A 13950-nucleotide genomic window follows, 5' to 3' on the forward strand; every position below is an offset into this window, starting at 1 on the left:
CATAGAACGGGAGGACTGGATGAGCGATGAACAAAATGTTGATTCCGCTGTTGGGGATGTTGGTTATCTGTTTATTGACAGCTTGCGGCAGCCAGCAGAATCCCCAAGCAGGCGCAGGGCCAAAGAGCGGAATGGAATCCGCCGGTCCCCGGCCGGCTGCTGCCGTGAAGGTTGAGGTTTCGCAAGAGGAACTGGCGAACTATGCCCCGGGAATGAAGAAAATCTATGAGCGTGGAAAGCTGCGTGTAGCGATGGTCTCCACGGATCGGGAGCCCTTCTTCTACGTCGATGCCGACGGCAAGCTTACGGGCAGCGATGTGGATATGGCAACGGACATTGCCGCCAAGTTCGGGGTAGAGGTTGAATTTCTGCGAACCGCCCAATCCTTCGATGAAGTTGTGAATCAGGTGGCGTCGGGGGAAGCGGACATTGCCGTTTCGAAGCTGAGCGCCACGTTATCCCGTGCGAAGAAGGTACTCTTCTCACAACCGTATGTTACCCTGCGCCAGGGACTGCTTATCAACCGGCTGAAGGCGGCGCAGCTGGGCGGCTCAAACCAGAATTTGCTGACTTTGCTTCAAACCGCTCCGCTGAAAATAGGCGTTATCTCTGGAACCTCCTATGTCGGGTTTGCCAAGGAATGGCTTCCTAAGGCAGAGATTCACCAGTATGAAACACCTCCCAAATCCATGGATGGAGCGCTTCAGGGTGAAATAGATGCAATCTTCTATGATGAATTGCAGTTGAAGCGATTAATCGAGAGCAACCCCAAATACTCCATTGAGCTTCAACTCATGCTGATTAAAGACCAGACTGATCCCATCGCCATAGCCGTACCGCCAAACGATATGCAAATGCTCGCATGGGTGAATCTGTATCTGGAAACCAACCGTCCGATCGTAGACGGACTCCTGCACAAATACGACATTGGTGCGGAGAAATAGGGTAATAAGTCATGGTTGACTCCCTTGGACCATGTTGCTATAATCAATTCATAGTATTCAACTTGGTATAATTTAATATTCTGTTTACCGGACCACCGGAGACACGTGATTGTTATAAGCGTAGTCTCTTTTGTTTTTTTTCGGTACTGTACCGGAATAGTTTCAAAAGTGGCCCTATATCCTTAAGTAATGCATCGATGGAAAGGAGTCGTGGTATGGACAATGCAGCGAGCGGGGGGAACGGCAGGGGTAAGAGAATGAGGATTCATTACCAGACTCGCAAGCAGTTATGGTGTTTGCTGTTTATAGCGCCGCAGCTTGTTCTGTTTTTGTTGTTCACCTTATATCCAATCATTATGAGTTATGTGTATGCCTTCTTCGACTGGAGCGGCTTCGGCAGGCTGGATGATTATGTGGGTCTGGACAACTTCAAGGAAACCCTGTATGACCCTATTTTCTGGAATGCGTTCGGCAACAGCCTGAGCTTTATGCTGTATGTTGTCGTCATTCAGGTGCCTCTGGCGTTATTGATGGCTTTGCTGCTTAATGCGCAGTGGTTCAAAGGGAAGACTGTTTACCGGGTGATTTATTTCCTGCCGGTAGTAACGACAACGGCTGTGGTCGGTTTGGTCATGCGTTTTATATTCGGAGCGTACAAGGGACTTGTCAACGAGGTTCTGATGCGGCTTGGGCTGTTGAGCGCTCCGGTAGACTTTCTCGGCTCCATCGATACCGCCTTTTTTATAGTCGTACTGGTCGGCATCTGGAAAAGCTTCGGAATGAAGCTGATCTACTGGCTCGCCGCCATCCAATCGCTGCCGAAGGATGTGTTCGAAGCGGCCAAAATCGACGGGGCAGGCCCTCTTCAAATGCTGCGTTACATTACAGTTCCGCTGCTGCTGCCGGTCGGAAGCGTCATTTTGCTTATGTCGGCCGTCAATGCCCTTCACGTATTCGATCTGGTCAAAGCGATGACGGACGGCGGTCCCGCGTTCAAGACGGATATGGTGGATGTTTATATTTACCGGTATGCCTTCTCGGGTTCAGGAGAAGCCAGGGTCGGCTTCGCATCGGCTGCCGGCGTTCTCTATGGAATCGTGGTTATGATCATATCGCTCGCTTTGGGGCTGTTCGTCAAACTGACCGGAGGCCGCAGAAACGGCAGCGTATAGATGGAGGAGACCAATATGACAAAAAAAATGAAAAAGCGGTCGCCGCTGATCCTGTTGGCTCATTTACTGCTGATTGGCCTCGGCATCGTGTGGATTTACCCCTTCCTGTGGATGATCCTGGCTTCATTCAAAACCAACACCGAGTATATCAGCTCCGGAATTTCATTATGGCCGGAACACTTCCAATTCGGGAACTATAAGCGCGCCTGGGACACGGCCCAATTCTCCGTTTATTTCTGGAACACCGTGCTGATTACGGTCGCGGTCGTCGTGATTGTGGTCGCTGTTTGCTCCATGACCGGCTACGCGGTCGGACGCTACCGCTTCAGGGGGCGGTTGATATTCATGTCCGCGATTACCGCAACGATGTTTATGCCGCAGGGTTACACGATCATTCCGATCTATACCCTCATTAACCAGCTTGGATTGAATAATACCCTATGGGGTGTCATTCTGGGCGAGGTTGGCGGAGCCCATGTGCTGTTCATCCTGCTGTTCGTCGCATACTTTCGCGGACTGCCCAAGGAGCTGCATGAGTCGGCTGAGGTCGACGGCAGCGGTTTCTTCCGGACCTTTGCCCAGATCCTGCTGCCGCTGTCCAAGCCAATCATCGCAACAACGGCTATTATGCAGTTTATGTTCACATGGAATGCTTTTCTGATTCCGCTTGTATTCACACTCGGGAAGCCTGAGCTGCGTACGCTTGGGGTCGGGATGTTCCAGTTCGTCGGTGAAAATTCGATGGACTGGACAGGAATGGCGGCGGCGGCGAGCATTTCCCTTGTCCCCATCCTCATTGTGTTCCTGCTGCTGCAGCGTTATTTTATCGAAGGTGTCTCAGGAGCCGTAAAGGCTTGATGGAGCGGTGGCTCAACGTTTGCACACGCGAAAGTCTGCTCTCTTACGGCGCCGTTAATAAATTTTAAATGGAGGAACAACGAACATGAGAAAATATAAGTGGAAATCGATATTGGCCCTTGCATTGGGAACGGTCATGCTCCTATTGGCAGGCTGCTCGAAGAATGCGCCGGAGAATGCGCCGAATAATGCTGCGGCGGCCGGAGACGGCGGAGAAAAAGTGATCTCGGTATGGGGCTTAAGCGATTTTCTGAAGGGCGATGAAAGCCCGGGCCAACGCATGATTGCGGAGTTCAATGAAAAATACAAAGGAAAGATCAGGGTGGAAGGACGTTACATGCCGGCCGCCGAATATAATACAGCGATACAAGCCGCGATTACGTCCAACGATATGCCTGATATTTTTCAGACGCCGTCCGGCTCCGATATCCGTACCTTCGTAGCCAATGGGCAAGCGATGCCTTTTGACGGGCTGGTGTCGGATACGTGGAAGGACAATTTTGTTCCGGGAAGCTTCGCTGAGGGCGTGAATGTCATTGACGGCAAAACCTACAGCTGGCCGCTTACCGGCCCGCAGCTGAACTATATTCTGTACTACAACAAAGACGTGCTGAGTCAGGCCGGACTGGACCCGGAGAAACCGCCCGCAACCTGGGACGAGCTGACGGCAATGGCCAAGACGGTTACGGACAAAGGCAAAGGCGACGTGTTCGGATTCGTCTTTGGCGGCGGAGAGTCCGGCGTCACGAATTTTGTCAATGCTTTTGCTGCGGGTGTAGCCCCGGAGGAGTCGGGCGGGTTTAACTATAAGTCCGGAAAATATGCTTATGATGGCAAAGCGACGCTGGATTCCTTCAATCTTCTTCAAAAGCTGAAGCAGGACGGCAGCATTCTGCCTTCCTCTTACACGATGAAGGGAGCGGAAGCAGCGACCCTGTTCGGGCAAAATAAAGCGGCTTTCCTGATTGACAGCCGGGCCCGCATGTGGCTGGTCAAACGGGATACACCGGATGCGAAGTTCGGTCTGGCCGCGGTGCCGACTCCAGGCGGCAGCAAACCGACTTACTATTATGTGCCGGCCAATCCTACGGGCTATATGATTTCGGCTTCAACCAAGAATGCCAAGGAAGTCGGAACCTTTCTGGAGAATGGATTCACGGGTCCGATGTTCTACGAGAAATATTTGAACAGCGGCGTGGCGCTCACCCCGATCGAGAGCATCAATAATAATGCGTCATTGTATCCATATCCGGAGTTCGATACCTTCATTCAGCTTCATAAGGACCTGCTCAAGGTAAGGCCTGATTATGCAGTGAGAAATCCGCTGACGGCCCAGGTCATCGTGGAGCTTGGATCCATCGATCAGCCGAAGATCAAACCGGGATTTAATGATATTCTCCAGTCCTTGCTGTCGGGTGCCCAGACAGACCCACAGGCTCAATTAAAGGCTTATACCGATAAATTGAACAAAGGACTTGGCGATGCGGTCGATAAAGTTAAGGCATCCGGCGTCAATGTGGGATTGAATGATTTTGCATTCCCGAATTGGGATCTTGCCAAAGATTACACGGCAGATGACTATAAAGCTTTGAAATGATGACAAGCTGGAGGGGATCGGAAAATGAGCAACAGCATCCTATTGATCTCGGATGAGCATAACCCTTTTTATTCGTCGGTTTACGGCCACAGCTTTCTCCGTACGCCGAATCTGGAGCGCTTGGCCAGGGAGGGCACGTTGTATGAGAATGCCTACTGCCCTTCACCGTTATGCTCTCCGAGCAGATCCGCGTTCATGTCCGGCAGGCGCGTGCATGAGCTGCAGGCTTACAGCAACTGCAACGTCGGGCTTCGGTCCGATTTTCCGACATATGGAGAAGTGTTGAAGGAACAGGGCGTCTACACGGTTCATTTCGGCAAAACGCATGTGTATGACCGGGCAGAAAATCTCGGTTTCTCGGAAATACATTACAGCAAGGACGTGAAGCAGCCCGGCGATACCAACTTTGTCCGCCGCCCGCTCGCCATCCGCGGGGATGCCGCAGAACGGGCACAGGGCTTCGGCATCAAGGAGACAGCCTTCGACGATGATCTGAAAGTGATGAATGCTGCGCTGGACTGGCTGAAGCATGCCGCGCCTGCCTTGAAGCAGCCCTGGAGCTTGACGATCAATCTGTTGAACCCTCATTTTCCCCAATGGAACACGCAGGAGTTCTGGGATCTGTATCCCGAAGGCGGGGATTTGCCGCGCTACAGCAAGGATGAGGACAGCGCTAGGCATCCATATGCCCAGGATCTGCGGGATCACTTCCAGACTGATCTGTTCACAGAAGAGCAGGTGCGCGGACTGCGAAGAGGGTATCTTGGCAATGTCAGCTTTATAGACCGGCAGCTTGGCCGGCTTATGGATGCCATGCAGGAGGGCGGCTGGAATGACAATACGAATGTCATCTACACCTCGGATCACGGGGAGATGCTCGGTAAATTCGGCATGTGGTGGAAATGCTCGCTGTATGAGGATTCCGTGCGAATTCCGTGCATTGCGGCTGGCCCCGACTTCGTCAAAGGAGAACGGGTGACCACGCCGGTAGATTCCCACGATATCCAGGCTTCCTTATTCTACGCCGCCAAGGCGGACAGACCGGACAATTGGTCCGGTCAGCCTCTGCAGACGATTCCTGCGGAGGACCGCGAGAGAGTCGTCTTCTCGGAATATCATGGACATGGAACCCGCGGAGGGGGATATATGCTCCGTAAAGGGGATTGGAAGCTGATCTTCAACATCGATGCGCCCAATCAGCTTTTCCAGCTTCGCGACGATCCGGATGAGCTCTATAATATGTATGGCGAGCATCCCGGCAAAGCGGCTGAGCTTGAGAGCGAGCTGCGGTGCATCTGCACGCCGGAGCTCGAAGACGACAGGGCTCATGAATTTCAGCGGGCACAGCAGCGGATTCTGCAAGCAGAAGGTCATTTGCCGGGGGGTTAAGCCGTATTGAATATCAAAAAAATCGCAGAAAATTGCGGGGTATCCGTCTCCACCGTTTCCCGGATTCTGAACAACAAGCCGGATGTGAATACAGTAACCCGCGATAAAGTCATCCAATTCATGAATGAGCACGGATTTCGGCCTACTGTGGTCACGAACCGCCAGGATACTATCGGTATTATAACTCCCGCTATTTCCTTTCCTGAATATATGGGAGAATTGATGAACGGAATTATGGAGACCGCATATTCGCTGGATATGCATTTGACCTTAATCCCTTACGCAGGCAAAGCTCTGCATGAATCCAAGGATATCGCGCACTTTTGCCGTTCGGCCGGCCTGCAGGGGCTATTGGTTATTAACCCGCCGCTCAAGTCCGGATTGCCTGACTCCCTCGTCCAATTCGGCATTCCGCATGTCGTGCTTGCCGCATCCTATCCGGACTCCGATATTACCTGGGTGGATATCGACAATGTCGGCGGCTGCCGGGAAGCGGTGCGGCATCTCATCCGGCTTGGGCATAAGCGTATTGCTTTGTTCCATGCCCCGATCCTTCATCCCTGTGACAGGGATCGGGTCAATGGCTACCAGGAAGCAATGCTGGCAGAAGGCCTGCAGGTTGATCCGAATTGGATACAGGAGCTTGATCCCCGTGAGGACCAGCTGCAAACCGTCAAACATATGCTGCATAAAGCCGGGCCGACGGCTATATTCTGCACGACATACAGGGGAACATTGGCTGTCAGCAGTCAGCTGCAAAAGCTGGGGATCCGGGTGCCGGACGAGATCTCTCTGGCGGGCTTCGGGGATTATGCGGTATCGCCCCTCATGAATCCTCCGATGACTACGGTGCATCAGCCGATTTACAGCATCGGCCAAACCGCAGTAACGGCTTTCGATCAATTGCTCCGGCAGAAAACCTATAAGAAAATCCAGACGACACTGCCGACAAGATTAATTGTCAGGGATACGACAAAAGAAGCTTCGGGATTGTCATAACAGGCCACCGGGCCAAAGGAGCAGCTGACTATGAGCAAACAAACCCGTCCAAATGTTATTGTTTTCTTCACAGACCAACAGCGCTGGGATACAACAGGCGTGCATGGCAATCCGCTGGGTCTTACGCCCAACTTTGACCGTATGGCGCAGGAAGGAACGCATATCACCAATTCCTTTACATGCCAGCCTGTGTGCGCTCCGGCCCGGTCATCTCTGCAGACCGGTAAATACGCCACATCGACCGGGTGCTACCGGAATTCAATTCCGCTTCCGGAGGACAGTCAGACACTGGCTCATTATTTCTCCGGCTCCGGTTACCGCACAGGGTATATTGGCAAATGGCATCTGGCTGATGAAGAGCCCGTTCCTGCGGGGAAGCGGGGAGGCTATGATTACTGGCTGGCTTCCAACCTGCTGGAATTTACTTCAGATTCGTATGACACCGTCATGTACAACAATGACAACGAACCGGTCAAGCTTCCGGGATACCGGGTGGATGCGATAACGGATGCCGCCATACGTTATATCGACAAGCATCAGGAGGATCCGTTCTTTTTATTCTTGTCTTATATAGAGCCGCACCACCAGAATCATCTGGACAATTATCCGGCGCCGATCGGCTATGAGAGCCAATATACAGGCAAATGGACTCCGCCGGACTTGACCGCATTGGGAGGAAGCGCTCCCCAGCATCTGGGCGGCTACTACGGCATGGTCAAGCGTCTGGATGAAGCTTTTGGCCGATTGACGGATACCCTTCGGAGTCTGGGGCTGTCCGACAATACCGTTGTTCTGTTCACCTCCGATCATGGCTGCCATTTCAAAACGAGAAACAGCGAATATAAGCGCTCCTGCCATGACAGCTCAATCCGGGTGCCGACGGCTATCACCGGTCCCGGATTTAAAGGAGGCGGACAGGTGCAGCGGCTGGTCAGTCTCATTGATCTTCCGCCGACGCTGCTGGATGCAGCAGACATCCCGATACCGGCTTCTATGCAGGGCTCGTCCATACTTCCGGCAATCAGGAAGGTCGAGGAAGAACGACCGGATGATGTTTTTGTGCAGATCAGCGAGTCGCAGGTGGGGCGTGCGCTGCGCACCCCGCGCTGGAAATACAGCGTATCCGCTCCTGATAAGGACGGGTGGGAGGATAGTGCCTCGGATACCTATGTGGAGCAGTTTCTGTATGATCTTGAAGCGGATCCTTACGAATTGACCAATTTGATCGGGCTCGACGCTTATGACCGTATTACCCGGGAGCTTCGCGGACGGCTCACAGAAAAGATTTTACAAGTCGAAGGATACGCTCCCGTTATTATCCCGGCGGAAACGAGGCCTTCTGTGCAGCGCCGTATATCGATACACGAGAAATAAACCTGGTTGTGACGCTGAGACAAGCTTGGCGAGCCATACCCCAAATAAATAAGCCTCCGGACTGCCGGGGGCTTATTTGTTTGGGGTAATTTGCCATTGCCGGGATAAAAACGGCATATGGCTGTTCGCTTCCAAATTACCAGTCAGACAAGCTGATCACGAAACTATATGAAAACGCTCTTTTATTATATTTAAACTAGGGTAACGAGATAATATTGAGGCTTTAATCTTTATGTAATATAAAATAACATAATCTAAAATCATATAGACTATATTTAGAGGAATCGAATGGAATGGAAATTGATGAAAACGGTTGTATGCAGCGAATTTAAACGGATTTTAAAATTTTTCTCTATTAAAAAATCTCATATACATCATATTATTTATGTGATATATTATGACAATATAAAAGGAGATGGTAGAAAACATGACATAATAGGGGCGGTTTATAAGAGTTGTTCCGGATTGATTTGTCGAACTTGAAAAACGTTATTTTTTATTACATTAAATGAGGTTGACGTACAACCAAGGAGGAAGCCATGATTAAACCCTTTTCTAAATATGCAAGCCCGCTGCTGCTCAGCGTCTCGTTGGCAGCTGCGATTTTCAGTGCTCCGTTCGGAGCCCGCAGCGTTTACGCCGAGGACATCGTTCCAGTCGTTTCCCCTGAGGTTTCGGCGGCCGTTCAACTGTCCGGTCCGACTGCAACCGTTGTCAATGAGAACTTTAATGTGAATGTATCCTTGACCGGCGCTGCAGGCGATGCGACAGCAGGGAAATTTATTTTTGAATATGACCAAACTTTATTTGATTACATACAGGCGGCATCTGCAAACCCTGCAGTAAGCATTGCCGGCGAGAACAAGGAAGCCGGCAAGGTTACGATCGTAGCGACGGATACGGCTGGAAGCCTGACTCAAACCGGCGCTGTGCTCTCGCTGACTTTCAAAGCGAAAGCGGCAATCGACATCAGCGGAATCACCGGTTTTGTAGAGCTTGGACTCTCGGACAGGGGTACAGTACAGACTCCTGAGCAAGCCCTTGCCTTGCGGATTTCCGGCACCGCTCCAGGCGACCTGAACGGCAACAGCTTTATCGACGTAGGAGATCTTTCTATTCTGATCAAATATTTCGGCATCGCTTCTCAGGACCAGAACTGGGCGCTGGTCTCGTCGGCGGATTACAACCATACCGGCACGATCGATCTGCCTGACCTGGCTGCCCTCGGCAAAATTGTTCTTTATGACAACGGCCTGCCGTTTGAGCTGATGGAAGCCGATATTATGAGCATTCAGAATGCGATGGCTGCAGGCAAGCTGACCTCGGTGCAGCTGGTGCAGATGTATCTGGACCGGATCGCTGCTTACGACAAGCAGGGCCCGACTATCAATTCGCTGATCACCATTAATGCGGATGCGCTGACAACGGCGGCGGCTCTGGATGAGGAGCGCAAGACAAGCGGCCCAAGAGGCCTGCTGCACGGTATTCCGATTATCGTGAAGGATAATTACGATACGACGGGCATGCCTACGAGCGCCGGCTGTACCTGCTTGAAGGACAATCAAACGCAAACCGAAGCTTTCATGATTCAGAAGCTGAAGGCAGCCGGAGCGATTATTCTGGCCAAAGCCAACCTGAGCGAATTTGCCATTAGCACCGATACGAATAGCTCCCTGGGCGGTCAAACAAAAAATCCATACGATTTGACCAAAAATCCGGGCGGATCCAGCGGAGGTACGGGAGCGTCCCTTGCTTCCAACTTCGGGGTTGCCGGTCTCGGTACGGACACGGGCGGCTCGATTCGGATTCCTTCCTCCTATAACAGTATTGTCGGCATCAGACCTACGATCGGGCTGACCAGCCGCGACGGGATTATTCCACTCGCCTTGACGCAGGATGTTGGCGGACCAATGGCCAGAACGGTATCCGATGCCGCTATTATGCTTGATGCTGTAAGCGGCTATGATCCGGCAGATGTCGCAACAGCGGCCAGCATTGGCAAAAAACCGGCCAGCTATACCCAATATCTGGTGAAGGACGGACTAAAAGGCGCCCACATCGGACTTATCAGAGACAAAGCGATAACGGGCAGCAACGAGGCAGTGCTAAACCTGCTGGATCAAGCGGCTGAAGATATGAGAGCGCAGGGTGCGACGGTTGTTGATGTAACCATACCGGAAATCGACAAGATTATGGGTTATTCAAGTCTCAGCGCATTCGAATTCAAGTTTCAGTTGAACGACTATCTGGCCAACAAGGCTGACCCCGCCGTCCGCTATCATACTCTTTCGGACATTATTGCATCCCGTACGGATTTCTTGCCGTCTCTGGCAGCTACTTTGAATACGAGAAATAATATTCAGGAGCTGTTCACGCCGGAGTATAAGGATATTGTGTTGTTCAGGCCGCAAACCACCCAGCAAAACCTGCTTAAAGTGATGGCTGACAATGATCTGGACGCACTGCTGTATCCGTCGACTTCTGGCCCTACAGGCTCAAACGCAGGCAGTGCGAACCGTCTGAGTCCATTCTCCGGCTTCCCGGCGATCAGCATACCGGCTGGCTTCGTTCCAAGCGGCACTCCGATTGGCATTGAACTTCTTGGCCGTCCTTACGCGGAAGGCGAACTGATCAAGCTTGGTTACTCTTATGAGCAGGCGACGCACAATCGTGTAGTGCCGGCAAGCGTACCTTCGCTGCCTGTCAATTAATCCCGGCATCGCGGCGGTAATCCGATTCAATTAGGAAGGGACGACGGAGGACGGAAGCGGTTGATCAGCAGCCCTTTATCGTCCTCCTCGCCAGAGCTTGTCGCCTGTTTCACCTATAAGAGAAAGGAAGAACCTGTATATGGCGCGTAAAAGACTGATCCTGATTACAACAATATGCCTGGCGATAGCCCTCATGCTGCCGCAATTCGCGATGGCTGCGGCCAGCTCCCCGTCCTTTTCCGTGGAAGCCTCCAAGAGCGCCTTGAAAAAAGGTGAAGAAGTCACGGTTACCGTAAGGGGAACGGGCCTCCAGGATGTATATGCTTATGAACTTCATCTTTATTTCAACTCCAGTCTGCTGGCATTCAAGCAGGGCAGCGAGACGTCGACCGTGGTCGGCTTCAGCGCTCCGGCCACCGTATCGGAAACAGGCGGAACCCATGTCGTGTTTGCCCATACCAAGACTGGAAGTGGGGCAGGCAACAGCGGTTCGGTCGATCTGGCAACGTTCACATTCACAGCGGTGAATGAAGGCGATGCCGAACTCAATCTCAAAGAGATCCAGCTCATTGATTCGAATCTTTCGACCTCATCGGTTGCAAATAATTTTACGACTTCTGTCGAGGTGGGATCGGGGAGCATTTCCAATCCCAATCCGGACAGCGGAGGCGTAACCGGTCCGACAGGTCCTTCCGGTCCTACAGGACCAACGACACCGGCAGTTGATCCCGTAACCGTAACTGCGGATCAATTAAAGGATGACGGAGAAGGCAAAGCAACTGTTGAGCTGACAGGTCCCGCAACAGCGCTCAAGCTGCCCGCCGACACAGCGGATTTGCTTGGGAGGACGCTGCTAAACGTGGTCGCTGGCAAGGCGAAGCTGGAAATTCCGGCTGCTGCCTTCACGCAGCTGAAGGGCCAGTTGACTGAGGCGCAATTAAAAGACGGCTCATTCCTCCTGACGATCAATCCTGCGGCAGCAGCCGATCCGGCCAAATTCGGAGCGGATACCACAATTGCCGGCTCCACTTACGAGCTTACGCTTCAGTGGATTGCAGCGGACGGCAGCAGCTACGATATCCATGAATTCAATGAGCCGTTGACCATCCGGTTGGCCGTTGACGCTTCGGTTAATCCGAAGCTGGCTTCCATCTTCTATCTGCCGGACAGCGGATTGCCTGAGTTCATCGGAGGCACATACGAAAATGGCGAATTCGCTGCCCAAATCACTCATTTCAGCTCCTATGCGGTGCTGGAGATCAACAAAATATTCTCTGACGTTCCAGACAGCCACTGGGCTTCCGAAGTCATCAAGGAGCTGTTCGCCAAGCAAATCGTTACCGGCATCAGCGACACCAAATTCGAACCGGCCCGCAATGTGACCCGCGCCGAATTTACGGCACTGCTTGTGCGGGCGCTCGGACTGACGGAGGAAGGCTCACCGGCATTTGAAGACGTTCCGGCGGATGCATGGTACGCCGCTGATGTCGCCGCCGCCTTCAAAGCGGGCATCGTTCAAGGCGTCAGCGAAGCGAAGTTCGCTCCAGGCGCCAACATCACCCGCGAGGAGATGGTGACACTTGCAATGCGTAGCTATGAAACGCTGAACGGCAAGCCTGCGGGAGCAGCGGTCGAATCGTTCAAGGATGAGGCTTCGATTTCCACGTGGGCTCTGGGCTATGTGAAAGAAGCAGCTTCGCTCGGTCTGGTTCAAGGACGTGCGGCTGGAGAATTTGTTCCACAGGGCAGCTCGACACGCGCCGAAGCCGCGCAAATGATTTACCGTTTGCTGAACAAATAGGATAAGGATCGCCAGTTAAGGCGATAACAGGCGTTCCCGTGGCGTAAGCCGGTTGAGGGATCGCCTGTTTTTTTGTATTCTTATGCTTTCTCTACAATTTAACGATACGTTCAAGACGTTCTTTCGCTCTTGAGATACCGAGTGGAAGCTGAAGCTCCTTCGCAAGCAGAAGCGCTTGTTTATAATGGGCAATCGCTTGATCCTGTTCATGCTGGAGGGCCAGGATATCTCCAATTGTCAACAAAGAAGAAGCGATTGCTCTTTTATATCCCATTTCTTGGGCGAGGACAGATGCCTGGGTCGCGTGCTTTAAAGCGCGCTCGATATCTCCTTGTTTCAGATATATGTCACTTACCAGCAGATGATCGAGAGGCTGGTAGGGCCTAAAACCGGCTTCCTCACGCAAGGTCAAAGCTTGCAAAGCATATTGGAGCGCCTCCTCCAGAGTACCTTGGCTCAAAGCATGATACGCCAAATGGCGGGAAGGCTCTGTTTTTTCATAGGTATGGTTGAACTGCTCGGCAATCCGGTAAGCCTTCTCATAATGTTCCAATGCTGCTTGCAGCTGCTGCCGGCGTTCATAGACGGTACCGATGAGAAAAGTGGACTCGCTTATTCCCCGCGTATCGCCCAATGCTTCCCGCAGCTCCAAAGCCTGCTGTTGGTTGGCAAGGGCTTCATTGTATTGTCCTGAGGAACTGTTTATGGAGGGACTGGAGTTTAAATCAACAAAATAATGAGCCATCCCGAGCAAGCTTAAGGCATCCGCTAATCCCTGACGATCATTCGCCTCCTCAGCGAGTTGCCTTGATTCAAGCAGCGTTGAAAACATCATCTCGGAATCTGAGTTCGTATACACATACTCGATCGCGAGAATTTTACCTTGCTTCAGCAGCAGCTTTAGCCGCTGCGGGCGCGCTTCATCTGCTGCTGCCAATTGAAGTGAAGTTTGCAGGAGATGTCTCGCATCTGATGATCGCCCAAATGCATGGTATGACTCGGCTATCTCACCAAGCGCTTCAAAGGCAGCTGAATATTTTTGACTGATTTCGCTGTAATAGGCCAGAGAGGCTTTCATATTGTGTTCCCCTTTCGAATTATGGTA

10 protein-coding genes are annotated in these 13950 nt (G+C 52.1%); 9 read left to right on the forward strand and 1 reads right to left on the reverse strand.

Annotated elements, in window-relative coordinates; genetic code table 11:
• Positions 1-26: 26 nt before the first annotated feature.
• The 9 genes from ACFOLF_RS33475 (at position 27) to ACFOLF_RS33515 (ending at position 12845) form a co-directional block, all read left to right on the forward strand.
• Positions 27-944: an ABC transporter substrate-binding protein gene (locus ACFOLF_RS33475; RefSeq protein WP_210043881.1), complete on the forward strand. Its 918-nt coding sequence runs from the start codon at positions 27-29 to the stop codon at positions 942-944.
• Positions 945-1159: 215 nt separating this feature from the next.
• The gene (locus ACFOLF_RS33480; protein WP_210043880.1) at positions 1160-2116 is read left to right on the forward strand and encodes a carbohydrate ABC transporter permease; all 957 of its coding nucleotides are present in this window, start codon (positions 1160-1162) and stop codon (positions 2114-2116) included.
• 15 nt (positions 2117-2131) lie between these two features.
• Complete coding sequence (locus ACFOLF_RS33485) at positions 2132-2974, forward strand: carbohydrate ABC transporter permease (protein ID WP_210043879.1); 843 nt, start codon at positions 2132-2134, stop codon at positions 2972-2974.
• An 85-nt stretch (positions 2975-3059) separates the two neighbouring features.
• Positions 3060-4571 (forward strand): ABC transporter substrate-binding protein, encoded by a 1512-nt coding sequence (locus ACFOLF_RS33490; RefSeq protein WP_210043878.1) that lies wholly within the window; start codon positions 3060-3062, stop codon positions 4569-4571.
• Positions 4572-4595: 24 nt separating this feature from the next.
• Positions 4596-5960 (forward strand): sulfatase-like hydrolase/transferase, encoded by a 1365-nt coding sequence (locus tag ACFOLF_RS33495; protein WP_210043877.1) that lies wholly within the window; start codon positions 4596-4598, stop codon positions 5958-5960.
• A gap of 6 nt (positions 5961-5966) precedes the next feature.
• On the forward strand, positions 5967-6959 hold the full coding sequence (locus tag ACFOLF_RS33500; RefSeq protein ID WP_210043876.1) for a LacI family DNA-binding transcriptional regulator: 993 nt from the start codon (positions 5967-5969) through the stop codon (positions 6957-6959).
• Positions 6960-6989: 30 nt separating this feature from the next.
• Complete coding sequence (locus tag ACFOLF_RS33505) at positions 6990-8333, forward strand: sulfatase-like hydrolase/transferase (protein WP_210043875.1); 1344 nt, start codon at positions 6990-6992, stop codon at positions 8331-8333.
• Positions 8334-8872: 539 nt separating this feature from the next.
• Positions 8873-11044, forward strand: a complete 2172-nt coding sequence (locus ACFOLF_RS33510; RefSeq protein ID WP_210043874.1) for an amidase family protein — start codon at positions 8873-8875, stop codon at positions 11042-11044.
• Between the two features lie 139 nt (positions 11045-11183).
• Positions 11184-12845 carry an S-layer homology domain-containing protein gene (locus tag ACFOLF_RS33515; protein ID WP_210043873.1) on the forward strand — a complete coding sequence of 554 codons (1662 nt, stop codon included), beginning with the start codon at positions 11184-11186 and terminating at the stop codon, positions 12843-12845.
• A 91-nt stretch (positions 12846-12936) separates the two neighbouring features.
• Here ACFOLF_RS33515 and ACFOLF_RS33520 read toward each other — a convergent pair whose 3' ends face one another.
• On the reverse strand, positions 12937-13923 hold the full coding sequence (locus ACFOLF_RS33520) for a tetratricopeptide repeat protein (RefSeq protein ID WP_210043872.1): 987 nt from the start codon (positions 13921-13923) through the stop codon (positions 12937-12939).
• Positions 13924-13950: the final 27 nt, after the last annotated feature.

Source organism: Paenibacillus sepulcri (genome assembly GCF_042647105.1).
In the GTDB taxonomy this organism is placed as follows: domain Bacteria; phylum Bacillota; class Bacilli; order Paenibacillales; family Paenibacillaceae; genus Paenibacillus_Z; species Paenibacillus_Z sepulcri.